We start from the raw sequence: 18,160 nt of genomic DNA, 5'->3' as shown, positions 1-18,160 counted from the left end.
AAGCTTAGATCTTTGTGAACGCAATTGGCTTGCGTAGATGCCAGCTTTTATCGAATAATTGGCATTAGAATTCACGAAATGCATTCTGTTGGTAGAGGATGCCAATGAAGCTGGACGAGATAGACAAGCGTATTCTCAGCGTACTGCAACGCGACGGGCGAATTCAGAATGTGGAACTGGCAAGGGAAGTCGGTTTGTCGCCATCGCCCTGCCTGCGGCGCGTGAAGCTGCTTGAGGATGCCGGCATCATCGATCGCTATGTGGCGGTGCTGAACCCGGTCAAAGCCGGCTTGCCGCTTTCGCTGTTTGCCCGCGTTTGGCTGACCGCCCAGGATGCTGAAACGATCGATCACTTCATGGCGGCAATGAAGAAGCTGCCGCAGGTGATGGAGTGCTATATCATGCTGGGCGAAAGCGACGCGCTTCTTCGCGTCGCCGTATCCGATCTCGACGACTACCGGCAGTTCCAATCCACCCATCTGACGAAGGTCAACGGCATCCAGAATGTTAAGACGGATGTGCCGAGCCAGGTCGTCAAGCAGACTTACGCTTTGCCTTTGCGCTGATGGTCCCGAGCGTCGACAAGCCATAAAAAACCCGCCTGCTGCGATGCAGCGGCGGGTTTTTCTCATTCGATCCTGGCCGGATTAGTGCAGGATCTGGCTGAGGAAGAGCTTGGTGCGCTCATGCTGCGGATTGTCGAAGAATTCCTTCGGCGAATTCTGCTCGACGATCTGGCCCTGGTCCATGAAGATGACGCGGTTGGCGACCTGGCGCGCGAAGCCCATTTCGTGGGTCACGCACAGCATGGTCATGCCTTCTTCGGCAAGGCCCACCATCGTGTCGAGCACTTCCTTGATCATTTCCGGGTCGAGCGCGGAAGTTGGCTCGTCGAACAGCATGATCTTCGGGTTCATGCAGAGCGAGCGGGCGATCGCCACGCGCTGCTGCTGACCGCCGGAAAGCTGGCCGGGATATTTCTTCGCCTGCTCCGGGATCTTGACGCGGGTGAGGAAGTGCATGGCGATTTCTTCCGCCTGCTTCTTCGGCATCTTGCGCACCCAGATCGGCGCCAGCGTGCAGTTTTCCAGAATGGTCAGGTGAGGGAAGAGATTGAAGTGCTGGAACACCATGCCGACTTCGCGGCGCACTTCGTCGATCTTCTTCAGATCGTTGGTCAGTTCGACGCCATCAACGATGATCTGGCCCTTCTGGTGCTCTTCCAGACGGTTGATGCAGCGGATCATCGTCGATTTTCCCGAACCGGACGGGCCGGCAATGACGATGCGCTCGCCGCGCATGACCTTCAGATTGATATCTCGCAGTACATGGAAATCACCGTACCACTTGTTCATGTTGATCATGTCAACCGCGACTTCCGTCTCGGAGATGGTCAGTTTTTTGGGTTGGGCTTCAGCCATATTTTCATTCCCTCAATTTTATCGCTTGTGGCCGGTGTCGAGATGGCGCTCCACGAAACCTGAATAGCGCGACATTCCAAAACAGAACAGCCAAAAAATGAAGCCGGCGAAGACAAGGCCAGTGATTGGCGTAACGGCGCTTGCCCAATTTGCGTCGGAGAAATTCTGACGGACGATGCCGAGCAGATCGAACATGCCGATGATGGCAACGAGCGACGTGTCCTTGAACATGCCGATATAGGTGTTGACGATGCCGGGGATGACCAGCTTGATCGCCTGCGGCAAAATGATCAGCCGCATCTTCTGCCAGTAGCCAAGGCCGAGCGAGTCGGCTCCCTCGAATTGACCCTTCGGTATTGCCTGCAGGCCGCCGCGAATGACTTCGGCCATATAGGCCGAGGTGAAGATCGCAACGCCGACCACGGCGCGCAGCAGCTTATCCACCGTCCAGCCCTGCGGCATGAAGAGCGGCAGCATGTAGCTGGCCATGAACAGCACCGTGATCAGGGGCACGCCGCGGATAATTTCGATGAATACCACGCACAGCATGCGTACGACGGGCATTTTCGAGCGGCGCCCTAGCGCAAGCAGGATGCCGAACGGAAAGGAGACCGCGATTGCGACGAAGGAAATCACCAGCGTCACCATCAGGCCACCCCATCTCTCCGTTTCCACGGCCTCAAGGCCGAAGCCGCCATGGAGCAGGAAGAAAGAGATAACCGGCAGCACGAAGAATGCCACGATCGCATTCAACCCTTTTCTGGGAACCGACGGCATCAGCAGCGGTGCGAAGCTGACGATCATCAAGATGGCGACGAGCACCGGCCGCCAGCGCTCGTCCGGAGGATAAAGGCCGAACATGAAGACGACGAATTTCGAGCGGATGAAGGCCCAGCAGGCGGCATTCCAGCCGTCCGGCTGGGTCCCGCCCTGCACGGTCGTGGCGCAGAAGGTGCGGTCGGTTCCGCTCCAGACTGCGTGTATGAACAGCCAATTGACCAAATGAGGGATTGCCCAGGCCAGAAAGGCGACGGCGAGGACAGTCAAGACGACGTCCTTCGGCGTGGCAAAGAGATTGTTGCGGACCCAATGCCACACGCCTCTTTCACTGGCGGGTGCAGGCTGTCCCGACAAAAGTGCCTTGCTGACGAAGCTCTGATCTACACTGGACATCTTATCTCTCCACCAGGGCCATCTTGGCATTGAACCAGTTCATGAACAGCGATGTTACGATGCTCAAGGCGAGATAGATGACCATCCATATGACGACGACTTCGACGGCTCGACCGGACTGGTTGAGGATCACGCCGCCGACGGCGACGAGATCGGCATAACCGATGGCGATCGCGAGCGACGAGTTCTTGATCAGATTGAGATACTGGCTCGTCAGCGGCGGGATGATGATGCGCATTGCCTGTGGGATGACGATAAGCCGATTGATGGCTGAGGCTCGAAGACCGAGCGCGCCTGCCGCTTCTGACTGCCCCTTTGCCACACCGCGAATACCGGCGCGCACGATTTCGGCAATGTAAGTTGCGGTATAGAGGGAAAGAGCCAGCAGAAGAGCGATGAACTCCGGCCCCACCACCGTTCCGCCGGTGAGGTTGAATTTGCCAGCAATCGGATAGTCGAAGGAAAGCGGCATGCCCGTTGCCAGGAAGGCCAGTAGCGGCAGGCCGATCAAGATGCCGATCGACGCCCAGATCGTATGGAATTGCTGGCCGGTCGCCGCCTGACGCCTATGCGCCCAGCGTGCCACGAAAAACACGGTCGCTATCGCGATAAGGAGAGCAATACCGACGACCCGCATGCCTGCACCGAAAATCGGGCTGGGGAAGGCGAGGCCACGATTGCTGAGATAGCTGAAGAACGGCAGATGCACGGCATCGCGCGCCTGCGGCAGCAGTACCAAGACGCCGCTATACCAGAAGAAGATGACGAGCAACGGCGGAATGTTGCGGAAGATCTCGACATAGGTCTGGGAGAGCTTCGCGATCAGCCAGTTGTTCGAAAGCCTGCCGATGCCGATGATGAAGCCGACGATCGTTGCCGCAACAATGCCGACGACCGATATAAGCAGCGTGTTGAGCAGGCCGACGATTAGCGCATCGGTATTGGTGGAATCGCTGGAATAGGGGATGAGAGCCTGTCCCAGATTGAAACCGGCGCGACCTTCGAGAAAGCCAAAGCCGAAGGAGCGGTTCAAGTCGTGGAGATTGCGCGCTGTATTGTAAAAGATGACCGCGCCGATGCCTACGAGAATGACGATAGCCAGGACCTGGTAAAAAACACCCCGGACTTTGGGGTTGTTCAGCGCAGATACGAATGCGCTCCCGCCCTCAGGCGAATTCGTTGTGATTGCCATGCAAATTTTTTCCCCAATGTGCCTGTTTCAGGCTTGTTTTCTTGAGGGGAGAAAGGCGGATGCCGCCTTTCTCCAAAAGTGAGCTTGTTGAAGCTTAGCGTACCGGAGGCGCGTACTGGATGCCGCCCTTGTTCCAGAGAGCGTTGAGGCCGCGGGCGATCTTCAGCGGGCTGCCTGCGCCGATGTTGCGGTCGAAGACTTCGCCGTAGTTACCAACGCCCTTGATGACGTTGTAGGCCCAGTCACTGGTGAGGCCAAGGTCAGTGCCGATCGTGGAACCCTGCTCGGCGCCGAGGAAACGCTTGATATCCGGGTTTGCGGACTTCTTCATGTCGTCGACGTTCTTCTGCGTGATGCCGAATTCCTCGGCATTGACGAGCGCATAGGCCGTCCAGCTGACGATGTTGAACCATTGGTCGTCGCCCTGGCGGACGGCCGGGCCGAGCGGCTCTTTGGAGATGATTTCAGGCAGAACGACGTTGTCGTCCGGATTCTTCAGCGTCAGGCGCAGAGAGTAAAGGCCGGACTGGTCGGTGGTGTAGACGTCGCAACGGCCGGAGTCGTAAGCGGTGTTGACTTCCTCGAGCTTGTCGAAGACGACCGGATTGTACTGTAGGTTATTGGTCTTGAAATAGTCGGCGAGGTTGAGCTCGGTCGTCGTGCCGGACTGGACGCAGACGGCCGCGCCGGAAAGCTCAAGCGCCGACTTCACGTTCAATTCCTTGCGAACCATGAAGCCCTGGCCGTCATAATAGGTGACGGGGCGGAACTTGAGGCCGAGAGCGGTGTCGCGGTTGATGGTCCAAGTCGTGTTACGAGAAAGCACGTCGATTTCGCCGGACTGCAGCGCGGTGAAGCGGTCCTTCGCGCTGAGGGGAGTGTACTTTACCTTGGTCGCATCACCGAAGACGGCGGAAGCGACGGCCTTGCAGAAGTCGACGTCGAAACCGGCCCAATTACCGGATGCGTCCGGCTGTGCGAAGCCAAGAAGGCCCGTATTCACGCCGCACTGAACGAAGCCCTTGGCCTTTACATCGCCGAGCGTCGAGGCGGAGGCGCCGGACGCGGTGTAGGCCAATGCTGCGACTCCGAGAAACGCGGAGAGAGCAAACTTTTTCATCTTTCCCAACCTTCTTCTATTGTTTTATAGTTAAACTGTATCACCTCTGAAGCTGGTTCACGGGGAACCATGTTTCCTCACTCTCTTGAGGCGAGTGATCCTATCACAGTCGCAAATGGATTTCCGGTCAAGAGATTGACCCCATTATTGCCGATTTATTCCAAAATTTCACCCTGTTAGGCTGGAAATCGGGCGTTTGGCGCCAAAATGAGCAGGGTTTTGCCAAAAAACTGCACGGAAATGGGGTTTTAGGCACAGTTTTCAGTATTTTAGTCCTATAATAATATGATGCGATCGATAGGATCGGGGTTGACCCAACTGGACTTGCTCGCCACAAATCCAGCTTCCTACAGCGCCAAAGGCATATCCGGACATGAAAGACAAAGACACCTTCCTGCAGAACGCCGGCATCAACACACGTTTATCCCACATCGGCTATTCGCCTCTCGATTTTCACGGCTTCGTCAATCCGCCCGTAGTGCATGCCTCGACGGTGCTGTTTCCCAATGCCCGGGTGATGGAGACGCACGATCAGAAATACACCTATGGGACCCGCGGCACGCCGACGACGGACGCGCTGTGCGAGGCCATGGACGCACTGGAAGGATCGGCTGGAACCGTCATCGTTCCGTCCGGTCTTGCGGCGGTTACCGTGCCGTTTCTTGCCTACTTGTCCGCCGGCGATCACGCGTTGATCGTTGATTCGGTCTACGGGCCGACTCGCTTTTTTTGCGATACCATGCTGAAGCGACTCGGGGTTGAGGTCGACTATTACGATCCTTTGGCCGGTGCCGGTATCGAGCAACTGTTCAAGCCGAACACCAGGCTGGTTCATACCGAGGCGCCAGGTTCCAATACCTTCGAAATGCAGGATATTCCGGCCATTTCGGCGGCGGCTCACCGGCATGGATGCGTCGTCACCATGGACAATACCTGGGCGACCCCGCTCTATTTCAAGCCGCTCGATCATGGTGTCGACGTCTCCATCCACGCAGTGACGAAGTATCCGGCCGGCCACTCCGATATCGTCATGGGAACCGTTTCCGCCAACGAGACGCATTGGCAGCGATTGCTGGATGCGCATGGCCAGCTCGGCATCTGCGGCGCACCGGATGACGCCTACCAGGTACTGCGCGGCTTGCGCACCATGGGTGTGCGCCTGGAGCGGCATCAGGAGAGCGCGCTCGAGATTGCCCGATGGCTCGAGGGCAGGCAAGAAGTCGCCCGCGTCTTGCACCCGGCGCTGCCAAGCTTCCCGAGCCATGAGATCTGGAAGCGTGACTTCAAGGGATCAAGCGGCATCTTCTCGTTCGTGCTGGCCGTCGACAGTGCTGAGAAATTCAAGGTCAAGGCGCATGCCTTCCTCGATGCATTGCGGATTTTCGGCCTCGGCTATTCCTGGGGCGGGTTCGAAAGCCTTGCATTGCAGGTGAACCTCAACGATCGGCGAGTCGCCAAGGCGCCAACCGAGGGACCGGTGATCCGTCTGCAGATCGGTCTCGAAGATGTCGCCGATATCAAGGCGGATATCGAAAAGGGCTTTGCGGCAGTCAAGGAAGTTTGATCAGCCGATGGCTCGATAGCCGTAAATCCAGTCCATATCCGCCGCAAGGCTTTGCGGCGGTCGCAGGGAGAGAACGAGGTCGCGCGCCATGCGGATCGGTCCGCGGGCATGGTAGGCGAATTGATTAAAGGCGGCGCGCTGGCGCAGGCGAGCGATGCGCGGCGCACGACGTTTTTCAAAGAGATCGAATGCTTCCGCCGGTATGTGCTTTGCCAGCATGCCCGCCAGCTCGAACGCATCCTCGATCGCCATGGCCGCGCCCTGAGCCGCAAACGGCATCATCGCATGCGCGGCATCACCGATCAGGATCGTATCGCCGCCATTGTGCCAACGACCGGCGCCCATGGCATAAAGCGGCCAGAAACTTGTCTGAGCCTGCGCTTCCAGCATTCCCCGAATCGCATTGTTCCAGCCGGAAAAGCCCTCAAGCATGCTGTCCCGCTGCGCCTTGCTGCCGGCCGCGTTCCAGTCGTGACCGGTGCTGCTGCTGCCGGAAACGATGGCGACGATGTTGAAGGCGGCATTTTCCCGGATCGGGTAGCAGACGAGATGGCTGGCTGGACCGAGAAATGCGGTGACGCTGGTCCTGTTCATGGCCGCCGGCGCCGCAGATTCCGCAATGGTGAAGCGCCATGCGGTGTTGCCGGAAAAGATGGGCGAGGGGGCACCGGGTACCAGCATGCGTGCCTTGGACCAGACGCCATCGGCACCGATGATAACATCCAGATCCCGGCCGGCGATTCCAGCCAGCGCCTGCCGGTCTTTTACGTCGATGCGCTGGCCGAGACGCAGCGTGCAAAGCGCATTGGCGGTCACGGCGTCGAGAAGCACTTTTTGCAGCGTCGCGCGATGCACGGCCCCGTAGGGCGCACCCCATCGCTGTATGGCAAAATTCCCGCATGGAACGGAGGTGACGGGCCGCAGCGATGTACCGGAGACCAGCCGAATTTCCTCTGGCTCCAGCCAGAGCGACCGAAGTGTGTCGAGCACGCCGAGCGTGTCGAGGATACGGGAAGCATTCGGGGAAATCTGCAAGCCGGCGCCGACTTCGGTCAGCGCTTCGGCCTGTTCGAAAATTTCGGAGCGGATGCCATGTCTCGCCAGCGCCAGCGCCGTGGTCAATCCGGCTATTCCGGCGCCGATAATCGCGGCTGTCTTGATCGGCATTCTTCTCTGTCCGATCGGACTCTACGGCGTCACGCTGCCTTGAAGTGGAAGACGCAGCCGGCAGGGTTGGTCTGATCCGCCTTCAGCGACGGATTGTAGCGATACAGCGTCGAGCAATAGGAGCAGACCTTCTCGGTCTCGTCGCCGAGATCGATGAAGATATGCGGATGATCGTAGGGAACCGACGCGCCAGTGCACATGAATTCCTTCACGCCGATTTCGATGGCACGGTGTCCGCCGTCGTTCTGGAAATGGGGAATATTGTGACCGGCCATGATGATCTCCAAATGCGTCTTGCCTTGAGCGGCATGAATTGCGCCAGACTTGATAGCCCCTCTTTATAGTCCTTCGCATCGATTGTGTAGTGCGAAAGTCCGGCTCGCAGCAGAGATTTTCGCCGATGCGGGGTTCACCTGATATCACCGATAAAATATGGTCCGGCGCCAGGAAGACCCTGTTTGCAAAGATAGTGCCATGAATTTGAATGCTCCTTCGATGTCCTATTTCGTCAGAGACGGATTGAAGCTCGCCTTTTTCGATGAGGGCGATCCGAACGGCCCGCCGGTGCTGCTGATTCACGGCTTTGCCTCGACGGCAATTGCAAATTGGGTCCATCCGGGTTGGCTCAAAACGCTCGGCGACGCGGGCTATCGTGTGATCGCTATCGACAATCGTGGTCACGGCGTGAGCGACAAGTTCTATGACGCCGATGTCTATCATCCGTGGATCATGGCCGAAGATGCCGTTGCCTTGCTTGATCATCTGGGCATCCCCGAGGCGCATGTCATGGGCTATTCCATGGGCGCCCGCGTTTCGACGTTCATGGCGATGGCGCATCCCGATCGCGTTCGTTCGCTGGTGCTCGGCGGCCTCGGCATCGGCATGGTCGAGGGCGTCGGCGACTGGGATCCGATCGCAGATGCGTTGGTTGCGCCGTCGCTCGATGAAGTCACGCATGCCCGCGGGCGCATGTTCCGCGCCTTTGCCGAACAGACGAAAAGCGACCGGCAGGCGCTGGCAGCCTGTATCCAGGGCTCACGCGATCTGGCGACAAGAGAGGATGTGGCGAGGATCCAAGCGCCGACCCTGATCGCCGTCGGCACCAAGGACGATATTGCCGGCTCGGCGCAGGAGCTTGCCGGGTTGATGCCGCACGCCGAGGCCGTCGACATCCCGAACCGCGATCACATGCTCGCCGTCGGCGATAAGGTCTTCAAGACGGCGGTTCTCGAGTTTTATCGTCGCCTCGACAAGCGCTAGTCCTCAAGTCACTTGCCGGTGAAATGCGGCTTTCGCCGCTCGGTAAAGGCTGCACGGCCCTCGGCATAGTCGTCGCTATCGAAAGTCTCGGCGCCGATCACTTCCGCCTCGCGCAACAGATCGCCATCCTGCTCCAGGACGGCACGGACCGCGAGTTTGGAAGCATGCAACGCAATCGGCGCATTGGCGGCGATAGCGTGGGCGAGGGTGGATACTTCGTCATCGAACGAACCGGCCTCGATTTCCTCCAGCAAAAATCCGGCCGCCGCCATCTTCTCGCCCGACATCTGCGCGCCGGTAAAGAGCGCGACCTTGGCCATCTGAGGTCCAAGCGCGTTGACGATGTCCTGCACGGCGTCGGCGGGATAGGCGATGCCGAGACGAACTGCGGGGACGGAGAAGCGTGCGCCTTGCTCGGCGATCCGCAGATCGCAGGCAGCGGCCAGTCCGAAACCGCCGCCGTAGCAGGTGCCACGGATCGCCGCGATCGTCGGCACGCGGCAATGTCGGATAGCCTCGAAAGCCTGGCTGTTAAGGGCTTCATAGGCGACGGCGGTCTCGGAATTCTTGCGCAGACTGTCGAATTCGCGGATGTCGGCGCCAGCGGAAAAATCCGCGCCGATACCGCGCAGAATGATGACATGGGCATGTGCCTTGTCGGTCAGCATGCGCAGAGCTTGGGGGATTGCTCGCCACATGGCGGCTGTCAGGGCATTCTTCCTGTCGGGGTTGTTGATCGTGATCGTGCCTATGGCATCACTGCTGGTGACACGAAGGAGACCGCCGGCAAAATCGTGCTCGAAATTCATGCTCGCTCGATCCATTTGTCTTGTGTGGCATTTCTTCTATATAATGCACGCCTGACAGAAAATCGGGAGACCGCCAATGGTCGCAGTAACGGATATTCGCCCTTTGGAGGGCTTAGGCGCGGTGAAGGTCGTGGATCCCATATGGGATAGCATGCGCGACGAGGCTCGCACGGCCGCTGAGCGTGACCCGCTCCTTGCCGCTTTCCTCTATTCGACCATCATCAACCATCGTTCGCTGGAAGAATGCGTGATCTATCGCATCTGCGAGCGCCTCGACCATCCGGACATGCAGGCCATTCTCTTGCGCCAGACGTTTGAGGAAATGCTGGCTGACTGGCCGGAATGGGGCGCGATCCTGCGCGTCGATATCCAGGCCGTCTACGATCGCGATCCTGCCTGCCTGCGCTTCTTGGAGCCCGTGCTCTATTTCAAGGGGTTCCATGCCCTGCAGACGCATCGTCTCGCCCACTGGCTCTATAATCGCGGCCGCCGCGATTTCGCGCTCTATCTGCAAAGCCGCTCCTCAAGCGTTTTCCAGACGGACATCAATCCGGCGGCACGTATCGGCAAGGGCATCTTCCTCGACCACGCGACGGGTCTCGTCGTTGGCGAAACGGCTGTGATCGGCGACAACGTATCGATCCTGCATGGCGTCACGCTCGGCGGCACCGGCAAGGAGGGCAGCGACCGCCACCCGAAAATCGCCCATGGCGTCCTGATCGGCGCCGGCGCCAAGATCCTTGGCAATATCCAGATCGGTCATTGCTCGCGCATTGCCGCCGGCTCCGTGGTGTTGAAGGAAGTGCCTGCGAAGACGACGGTTGCCGGCGTTCCGGCCAAGGTCGTCGGCGAAGCCGGTTGTTCCGAGCCGTCCCGCTCCATGGATCAGCTGCTTGCCGAACGTGTGGTCGTGGATCAGATTATGGGTGCCGGAATCTAGAGAAATCCAGCCAGACATTCCGAGGCTTGCGCTGTCGCCGGGGAGGTATGCGCGGTTCCGGTCTTTACACCGCCGCTTTTCCTATGCAAGAAGCGGCCAACCGAGATCCTCACGGAGAAGCATTGTGAAGCCTGAAGAAATCAAGAAACTCGACGCCTATTTCAAGCGCACGTTCAACCCGCAGATCGTGGTGAAGGCCCGTCCGCGCAAGAACGATTCGGCGGAAGTTTATCTTGACGAAGAATTTCTGGGCGTCGTCTACATCGACGATGAAGATGGCGATCGTTCCTACAATTTCTCGATGGCTATCCTGGACGTCGATCTCTAGTCCGCGTGGGCAATATCCGATATTGCAACCGAATTCCTGAGCCGTATTTCATTGAAATACGGCTCTTTTCTTTGAAGATGGCGGGAAATGCCATCGTCAGGCGCTCCTGAGTACCGATTGAGTTTGTCATCGGCTCGACCGTGATTTTCCCAGCAACGGCAATATTTCTGCCAAAGCCTGCGGTTGTAGGAGGCAATGACATATATTAGCGAAAACAAAATGATGCAGCGCAAATGCCGCCGCTGACATGACATTGTCACCGGAAATACAACCTTGGATGGATGTTGCATCGCACAAGACTACTTGACTAATTGTGCGTCGCATTTAAGTTTCCTGCCTGTAAACCGGCCGCCGGCCGGCCAACAACAGGCCAACAAGGGACGGAGAGCATGTTTAATTTCGACGAAGCGAACAAGAAGGGCAAGGAAGCTATGGACACGGCGCTGAAGAGCTATTCCGACGTCAGCAAGGGCTTCCAGGCGATTGCCGCTGAAGCTGCAGAATATTCCAAGAAGTCGTTCCAGGACGGCGTTACGCATTTCGAAACGCTCGCCGGCGTCAAGAGCTTCGAAGCGGCTTTCGAACTCCAGAGCAGCTATGTGAAGTCCGCCTACGAAAACTTCGTTGCCGAAGCCACCAAGCTCGGCGAAATGTATGCCGATATCGCCAAGGTTGCTTACAAGCCTTACGAAGCGCCCGTCGCCGCTGCGACGAAGGCTGCCAGCAAGGCTGTGGCACCGGCAACGGCTGCCTGATCTCTCGCTAAAAACAAAGATTTCCGGAAGGACCGGCTACGCGATGCGTGGCCGGTCTTTTATTTTTTCGCATACCGGACAAGAACCGAAGATATGCCGCGACTTTTTTGGTCGCAGCCCATTTTGTCAGCGAATTGTGATTGCAGTGTCCCGTAAGGGGCTTAAAATCGCGCCGATATGAACTAAGTTAGAGGTTCGGATATTCGGCCCGACCAAATAAAGAAACCAACCGAGTTGCCAAGTCGGAATGCGATAGCTTCTGCCGGATGATTTGAGGAAGAATGAAATGATCGCTGAGCCGATCCGGATGCAAAACAACAACGAAAGGAATGGGGACAACGGAAATCGTGGGACCTCGGTGATTACACGCACCAAGCCCAAAACCAAAAAGCCCAACCTGTATCGTGTGCTGCTTCTGAACGACGACTACACGCCCATGGACTTCGTGATCCATATCCTGGAGCGTTTCTTTCAAAAGGATCTCGAAAGTGCCACCCGCATCATGCTTCATGTCCACAACCACGGCGTCGGCGAGTGCGGGATATATACATATGAAGTGGCGGAAACGAAGGTGAGCCAGGTGATGGATTTTGCCCGGGAGCACCAGCATCCGCTGCAATGTGTTATGGAAAAGAAGTGAGGATCTGAACGTGCCAACATTTTCGCCTAGTCTTGAGAAGGCGCTGCATCAGGCACTGACCTACGCGAACGAGCGGCATCACGAGTATGCCACGCTGGAACATCTGCTTTTGGCGCTGGTAGACGACGCCGATGCCGCAGCTGTCATGGGCGCGTGCAATGTTGATCTCGACGCGCTCCGTAAGACTCTGACTGAATACGTCGATAATGAACTTTCCAACCTGATTACGGGCTATGATGAGGACTCGAAGCCGACATCCGGCTTCCAGCGTGTCATTCAGCGTGCCGTAATCCATGTGCAGTCGTCCGGTCGCGAGGAAGTGACGGGCGCCAATGTTCTCGTCGCGATTTTCGCGGAACGGGAAAGCCATGCCGCATTCTTCCTGCAGGAGCAGGAAATGACCCGCTACGACGCGGTCAACTATATCTCGCACGGTATCGGCAAGCGTCCGGGCTCCACCCAGACCCGCACGCCGCGCGGCGCCGAGGAAAGCGAATCCGAGAGCAAGCCGACCTCCCGCGGCGAGCAGGAGGAAGGCAATGGCAAGAAGCAGCAGGATGCGCTGAAGGCCTATTGCGTGAACCTCAACGAGAAGGCCAAGAACGGCAAGATCGATCCGCTGATCGGCCGCCACTCGGAGGTCAACCGCACCATCCAGGTGCTGTGCCGCCGCTCGAAGAACAATCCGCTCTATGTCGGCGACCCCGGCGTGGGCAAGACGGCGATTGCTGAAGGTCTTGCCAAGCGGATCGTCGAAGGCAAGGTCCCGGAAGCTCTGGCCGATGCCACGATCTTTTCGCTCGATATGGGCACGCTGCTTGCCGGCACCCGCTATCGCGGCGATTTCGAAGAACGCCTGAAGCAGGTCGTCAAGGAGCTCGAAGAGTATCCGGGCGCCGTGCTGTTCATCGACGAGATCCACACCGTCATTGGCGCCGGTGCCACCTCCGGCGGCGCGATGGATGCATCGAACCTGCTGAAGCCGGCTCTTTCCTCGGGTGCGATCCGTTGCATCGGTTCGACCACCTATAAGGAATACCGTCAGTTCTTCGAGAAGGACCGGGCGCTTGTCCGCCGCTTCCAGAAGATCGACGTCAACGAGCCGAGCATCGAGGATGCCATCGAAATCATGAAGGGCCTGAAGCCCTATTTCGAAGAGTATCATCACCTGCGCTACTCGAACGACGCCATCAAGACGGCAGTCGAGCTGTCGGCTCGCTATATTTCCGACCGCAAGCTGCCGGATAAGGCGATCGACGTGATCGACGAGACGGGTGCGGCTCAGATGCTACTGCCGCCGTCCAAGCGCCGCAAGCTGATCACCGAAAAGGAGATCGAGGCGACGGTTGCGACCATGGCCCGTATTCCGCCGAAGACGGTTTCCAAGGATGACGAGATGGTTCTCGCCAACCTCGAGCAGGAACTGCGTTCGGTCGTCTACGGCCAGGATACGGCGATCGAAGCGCTTTCGACCTCGATCAAGCTGGCTCGTGCGGGCTTGCGCGAACCGAACAAGCCGATCGGCTGCTACGTCTTCTCCGGCCCCACCGGCGTCGGCAAGACGGAAGTCGCCAAGCAGCTTGCTTCGTCGCTCGGCGTCGAACTGCTGCGCTTCGACATGTCGGAATATATGGAGCGTCATACGGTCTCCCGTCTGCTCGGAGCACCTCCCGGCTATGTCGGCTTCGACCAGGGCGGCCTCTTGACCGATGGCGTCGACCAGCACCCGCACAGCGTGGTTCTGCTTGACGAAATCGAGAAGGCGCATCCGGATATCTTCAATATCCTGCTGCAGGTCATGGACCACGGCGCGCTGACCGACCACAACGGCAAGAAGATCGACTTCCGCAACGTCATCCTGATCATGACGACCAATGCGGGCGCCTCGGAAATGGCCAAGGCCGCCATCGGCTTCGGTTCGTCCAAGCGTACGGGCGAGGATGAAGAGGCGCTCAACCGCCTGTTCACGCCGGAATTCCGCAACCGTCTGGATGCGGTCATTCCCTTCGCAGCGCTGCCGACGACGGTCATCCACAAGGTCGTGCAGAAGTTCATCATGCAGCTGGAAGCACAGCTTTCCGAACGGAATGTTACCTTCGACCTGCATGAGGATGCTATCGCCTGGCTGTCCGAGAAGGGCTACGACGACAAGATGGGCGCCCGTCCGCTCGCGCGCGTCATCCAGGAAAACATCAAGAAGCCGCTGGCGAACGAAATCCTCTTCGGCAAGCTGAAGAAGGGCGGCGTCGTCACCGTCACGGTCGGCGAGAAAGAAGACGGCAGTACCGGCATCGTGCTCAACGCGACCGCCGATACCACGCCGATCCGCCCGAAGCCGGAGGCGGAGGTCGGTGAACCGGTCGTCGAGGTGGAAGAGGATGACGGCGATACTGCCGTCAAGACCAGAAGCCGCGTCAGCAAGGCCGGTGCCGCCGCCGCCGCGCGCCGTTCCGCCAAGGCTGCGGCGGCAGCCAGTGAAAATGAAGAGCCGGAAGGCAAGTCGCCGCGTAAGGGCGGTGGCACGGTTCCGAAGGTTCCGCGTAAGTAACTGGTGAAACTAGCTGAAACGAAAGGCTGCATTGGAAACAATGCAGCCTTTTCATTTTGTTAAATGGAATTCTTGATGTGAAATCTCACAAGGCGCGACCGCGCCTCATCCGCCCAGTGCTTCGATGATCTTCTTGGCATTCTCAGCCAATACCGCGCCATCTTCCATCTTGCCCGAATGCGGTTTCAGCGCGACGCCCTCGAGGCGCGGGATAACGTGGAAATGCAGATGGAACACGGTCTGGCCGGCGGAAGGTTCGTTAAACTGGGCGATATAGACGCCATCGGCATCGAAGGCTTCCTGAACCGCGACGGCGACTTTCTGGACGACGGTGATTGCGTGTTGCAATGCGGCAGGATCGGCGTCGAGAATATTGCGCGACGGGGATTTCGGCAGAACCAGCGTATGGCCCGGCGACTGCGGCATCACATCCATGAAGGCGACAGTGTGCTCATCCTCGTAGACGCGATAGGAAGGGATCTCGCCCTTCAGGATCTTCGCGAAGATATTGTTGTCGTCATAGGCGGGGCTGGTCATCCAGGATCTCCTCGTCTTGCTTTGTGATCGTGTTGAGCGGCTACAGCAATTCCACGAAAAGTTTATAGCGGTTTTCCGGTCGGAATTGCGTAAAAACAAAAAGATAGAGCGTTTTCGCGATTCGAAGAAAAGCGGAAAGGCTCTAGATATCCTGCCGTTCGCCTTTGCGAAAGGGGCTGTGTTCGGTGAGGATTTCGCTCATCTCCTCCACCTGTTCGCGCTCATGCTTGAGATAGTCGGCAACGGCGCGCCGCAGGCCCTGATGGCCGATATAATGCGCCGAATGGGTGATGACCGGAAGATAGCCGCGGGCCAGCTTGTGCTCGCCCTGGGCTCCAGCCTCCACGCGCTTCAATCCCTTGCTGAGCGCAAAATCGATCGCCTGATGATAGCAGACCTCGAAATGCAGGAAGGGGTGATCCTCGATACAGCCCCAGTGCCGGCCATAGAGCGTTTCGCCGCCGATGAAATTGATGGCGCCGGCAATATAGCGCCCCTCGCGCTTGGCCATGACAAGCAGGACATCCTCGGGCATGCGCTCGCCGATCAGCGAATAGAATTTCCGGGTCAGATAGGGCCGGCCCCATTTGCGGCTGCCGGTATCCATGTAGAAGGCGAAGAACTGATCCCAGATGTTTTCGGTGAGATCGCTGCCGGTCAGCCAGTCGATGCTGATGCCATGCTCCAGCGCCGCACGCCGTTCTTTCTTCAATGCCTTGCGCTTGCGGGATGCCAGCGTCTCCAGGAAGGCATCGTGATCGGCATAACCTTCATTGATGAAGTGAAACTGCTGGTCGGTACGATGTAGATAGCCGTTGCCCTCGAAGATCGAAGCTTCGTCCTCCGGCAGGAAAGTGATGTGCGCGGAGGAAGCACCGAGCTGACGGGTGACTTCCTTCAGGCTTTCGGCAAGCGCCGGCTGCAGCACGCTCCGGTCCTGTCCCTCGGCGACGAGAAGCCGCGGCCCGGTCGCGGGCGTGAAGGGAATGGAGCATTGCAGTTTCGGATAGTAGCGCCCGCCGGCACGCTCGAAGGCATCGGCCCAGCCATGATCGAAGACATATTCGCCCTGGCTATGGCTCTTCAGATAGCCGATCACCGCGCCGAGCAATTCGCCGTCGTCGGTTTCGAGCAGCAGATGATTGCCGAGCCAGCCCGTCTTGTCCGTCGCGGAGCCGGACTCCTCGAGCGACGACAGGAAGGCGTGCGAGACGAAGGGGTTGTATGGCAGCACGCTACCGGTTTTGGACGCCCCGGCCAGCTTGGACCAGCTCTCCGGAGCGATATTCTTGAAGGATCGTTCGACTCGAATAGATAATTCGTCTGTCATCAAACTCTTGGCGCTAAGAAGGAAGGGCTGGGCTTTCGCCGCTGCGCTATGCATCCGGCAGGATGCGCTACTAGCGCAGCGGAATTTCAGGTTTGCCCGCAGCCTCTCCTTCGATCGATCCCGATTTACGAGGCTGTGCGCGGGTCAAAACCTTCGAAGGTCATCTGGTCTGCATTGGCAAATGTTTGCTTGCGGGCCGCTTCGTCGCGCACGGTCCAGGTGATGACCGGAATGCCGCGCTGGCGCTGCGCCGTGATGAAGGGGTTCGGCAGGTGGCCAAAGAAGTATGATATGAAGTCTAGCCCAAGATGCATGGCTTCGTCATGCTGAAAAAACGTCTCAGGCTTGTTTCCCTCAGCCGTGAGGCCGACCGGGTAGGGCGATTCCAGGGCCTTGAGGTCCTTGAGCAGCCATTGGTCGAAACTCATCAGCGCGACATGTCCCTTGTAGCCTTCGAGGACTTCGAGCACGGATTCGGCAAAGCCTTCGTCATCGCCTTCGCGGCCCTTGAGTTCCAGCACGAGCGGCACCTTGCCGTCACAGAGCCGCAAAAGCTGCTTCAAGGTCGGGATCTTGTCCTTGGTGCCGCCGATCGAGAGCAGCCCGAGCTCGGCCGAGGTGCGCTCGCGTACCTCTCCGGGCAGGTTGCACACGCGCTGAAGATCGTCGTCATGGAAGACGACCGGAACGCCGTCCGAGGCGTAATGCAGGTCGCACTCGATGGCAAAACCTGCCTCGATGGCGCGGCTGAAGGCCGAGAGCGTGTTCTCCCAGACCTGCCTGTTCATGTCATGATAGCCACGATGAGCGACGGGGCGCTCGGTCAGCCAGGCAAGCTTGCTCATTATGCGATTTCCAGAATGGCATCGATCTCGACGGCGGCATTCAGCGGCAGAGCGGCCATGCCGACGGCGGCTCGGGCGTGCTTGCCGGCTTCGCCCAGCACATTTGCCAGAAGATTGGAGGCGCCGTTGATCACAAGATGTTGTTCGACGAAATCCGGCGTCGAGGCGACGAAGCCACTCAGCTTGATCAGCCGCTTGATGCGGCCGAGATCGCCGCCGAGAGCAGCCTTCGCCTGGGCGAGAATGTTGATGGCGCAGAGTTCAGCTGCGCGCTGGCCGCCGGCAACATCGACGTCCTTGCCGAGATGGCCCGTCACGCCGATCTTGCCGTTTTCCATCGGCAGCTGGCCGGACAGATAGAGAAGATTGCCGCTGATGACATAGGGAACGTAGTTGGCGGCCGGTGCTGCGGCTTGCGGCAAAGCGATACCAAGTTCCTTCAGGCGAGCCTCTATGGCAGCGGACATTTTCATCTCCCGTTTTGTTGTAAAAACTTCAAAAATCCGGCATCAAGACTCAATTCCGACAACT

19 protein-coding genes are annotated in these 18,160 nt (G+C 58.4%); 8 read left to right on the top strand and 11 right to left on the bottom strand.

The genetic code is table 11. From position 1 onward, the window contains the following. The first annotated feature begins 104 nt into the window (after window positions 1-104). Window positions 105-566, top strand: a complete 462-nt coding sequence (locus tag QD409_RS06790; protein ID WP_092845123.1) for an Lrp/AsnC family transcriptional regulator — start codon at window positions 105-107, stop codon at window positions 564-566. An 81-nt stretch (window positions 567-647) separates the two neighbouring features. On the opposite strand, the gene QD409_RS06785 is transcribed toward QD409_RS06790, so the two are convergent. From QD409_RS06785 to QD409_RS06770, 4 genes are all read right to left on the bottom strand, one after another. Then, window positions 648-1,421 carry an amino acid ABC transporter ATP-binding protein gene (locus tag QD409_RS06785; RefSeq protein WP_092845125.1) on the bottom strand — a complete coding sequence of 258 codons (774 nt, stop codon included), beginning with the start codon at window positions 1,419-1,421 and terminating at the stop codon, window positions 648-650. 18 nt (window positions 1,422-1,439) lie between these two features. Then, entirely contained in the window at window positions 1,440-2,594 is a 1,155-nt protein-coding gene (locus tag QD409_RS06780) for an amino acid ABC transporter permease (RefSeq protein ID WP_430762174.1), read from the bottom strand. Window position 2,595: 1 nt separating this feature from the next. After that, window positions 2,596-3,786, bottom strand: a complete 1,191-nt coding sequence (locus tag QD409_RS06775) for an amino acid ABC transporter permease (protein ID WP_430762173.1) — start codon at window positions 3,784-3,786, stop codon at window positions 2,596-2,598. 94 nt (window positions 3,787-3,880) lie between these two features. Beyond that, a complete protein-coding gene (locus tag QD409_RS06770; protein WP_092845131.1) occupies window positions 3,881-4,906 on the bottom strand; it encodes an amino acid ABC transporter substrate-binding protein in 1,026 nt (341 codons plus the stop codon). A gap of 373 nt (window positions 4,907-5,279) precedes the next feature. Here QD409_RS06770 and QD409_RS06765 point away from each other — a divergent pair, with 373 nt between their 5' ends. Beyond that, a complete protein-coding gene (locus QD409_RS06765; RefSeq protein WP_430762172.1) occupies window positions 5,280-6,470 on the top strand; it encodes a cystathionine beta-lyase in 1,191 nt (396 codons plus the stop codon). Here QD409_RS06765 and QD409_RS06760 read toward each other — a convergent pair whose 3' ends face one another. Together QD409_RS06760 and QD409_RS06755 are read right to left on the bottom strand one after the other, a co-directional pair. Beyond that, window positions 6,471-7,637, bottom strand: a complete 1,167-nt coding sequence (locus QD409_RS06760; protein ID WP_430762171.1) for an FAD-dependent monooxygenase — start codon at window positions 7,635-7,637, stop codon at window positions 6,471-6,473. It abuts the gene before it with no gap. Window positions 7,638-7,666: 29 nt separating this feature from the next. After that, a complete protein-coding gene (locus QD409_RS06755; RefSeq protein ID WP_037152186.1) occupies window positions 7,667-7,912 on the bottom strand; it encodes a zinc-finger domain-containing protein in 246 nt (81 codons plus the stop codon). A 199-nt stretch (window positions 7,913-8,111) separates the two neighbouring features. On the opposite strand from QD409_RS06755, the gene QD409_RS06750 reads away from it, so the two are divergent. Then, window positions 8,112-8,897, top strand: a complete 786-nt coding sequence (locus QD409_RS06750) for an alpha/beta fold hydrolase (protein ID WP_430762170.1) — start codon at window positions 8,112-8,114, stop codon at window positions 8,895-8,897. Window positions 8,898-8,905: 8 nt separating this feature from the next. Here the strand turns inward: QD409_RS06750 and QD409_RS06745 are convergent, their stop codons facing one another. Beyond that, complete coding sequence (locus QD409_RS06745) at window positions 8,906-9,706, bottom strand: enoyl-CoA hydratase-related protein (protein WP_430762169.1); 801 nt, start codon at window positions 9,704-9,706, stop codon at window positions 8,906-8,908. A gap of 76 nt (window positions 9,707-9,782) precedes the next feature. Between QD409_RS06745 and cysE the strand changes: the two genes are divergently transcribed. The 5 genes from cysE (at window position 9,783) to clpA (ending at window position 14,917) form a co-directional block, all read left to right on the top strand. After that, on the top strand, window positions 9,783-10,646 hold the full coding sequence (gene cysE / locus QD409_RS06740; RefSeq protein ID WP_430762168.1) for a serine O-acetyltransferase: 864 nt from the start codon (window positions 9,783-9,785) through the stop codon (window positions 10,644-10,646). Window positions 10,647-10,770: 124 nt separating this feature from the next. Continuing rightward, window positions 10,771-10,974: a DUF3126 family protein gene (locus QD409_RS06735; RefSeq protein ID WP_037152189.1), complete on the top strand. Its 204-nt coding sequence runs from the start codon at window positions 10,771-10,773 to the stop codon at window positions 10,972-10,974. 389 nt (window positions 10,975-11,363) lie between these two features. Beyond that, window positions 11,364-11,729, top strand: a complete 366-nt coding sequence (locus QD409_RS06730; RefSeq protein ID WP_092845143.1) for a phasin family protein — start codon at window positions 11,364-11,366, stop codon at window positions 11,727-11,729. Window positions 11,730-12,015: 286 nt separating this feature from the next. Continuing rightward, a complete protein-coding gene (clpS, locus tag QD409_RS06725) occupies window positions 12,016-12,369 on the top strand; it encodes an ATP-dependent Clp protease adapter ClpS (RefSeq protein ID WP_092845145.1) in 354 nt (117 codons plus the stop codon). A 10-nt stretch (window positions 12,370-12,379) separates the two neighbouring features. Then, complete coding sequence (gene clpA, locus QD409_RS06720) at window positions 12,380-14,917, top strand: ATP-dependent Clp protease ATP-binding subunit ClpA (RefSeq protein WP_430762167.1); 2,538 nt, start codon at window positions 12,380-12,382, stop codon at window positions 14,915-14,917. 105 nt (window positions 14,918-15,022) lie between these two features. Here clpA and QD409_RS06715 read toward each other — a convergent pair whose 3' ends face one another. From QD409_RS06715 to QD409_RS06700, 4 genes are all read right to left on the bottom strand, one after another. Next, complete coding sequence (locus tag QD409_RS06715; RefSeq protein ID WP_430762166.1) at window positions 15,023-15,454, bottom strand: HIT family protein; 432 nt, start codon at window positions 15,452-15,454, stop codon at window positions 15,023-15,025. Between the two features lie 142 nt (window positions 15,455-15,596). Then, window positions 15,597-16,784, bottom strand: coding sequence for a GNAT family N-acetyltransferase (locus QD409_RS06710; protein ID WP_430762165.1), 1,188 nt, complete (start codon window positions 16,782-16,784; stop codon window positions 15,597-15,599). Window positions 16,785-16,909: 125 nt separating this feature from the next. Beyond that, window positions 16,910-17,629 carry a glycerophosphodiester phosphodiesterase gene (locus QD409_RS06705; RefSeq protein ID WP_430762164.1) on the bottom strand — a complete coding sequence of 240 codons (720 nt, stop codon included), beginning with the start codon at window positions 17,627-17,629 and terminating at the stop codon, window positions 16,910-16,912. Beyond that, a complete protein-coding gene (locus QD409_RS06700; RefSeq protein WP_430762163.1) occupies window positions 17,629-18,096 on the bottom strand; it encodes a RidA family protein in 468 nt (155 codons plus the stop codon). Before QD409_RS06700 ends, QD409_RS06705 begins: the two co-directional genes overlap by 1 nt. Window positions 18,097-18,160: the final 64 nt, after the last annotated feature.

This window comes from Rhizobium sp. BR 315, from assembly GCF_050577975.1.
Lineage (GTDB): Bacteria > Pseudomonadota > Alphaproteobacteria > Rhizobiales > Rhizobiaceae > Rhizobium > Rhizobium miluonense.
The sequence above is the reverse complement of the archived record's forward strand: the minus strand, read 5'-3'. Positions and strand labels throughout refer to the sequence as shown.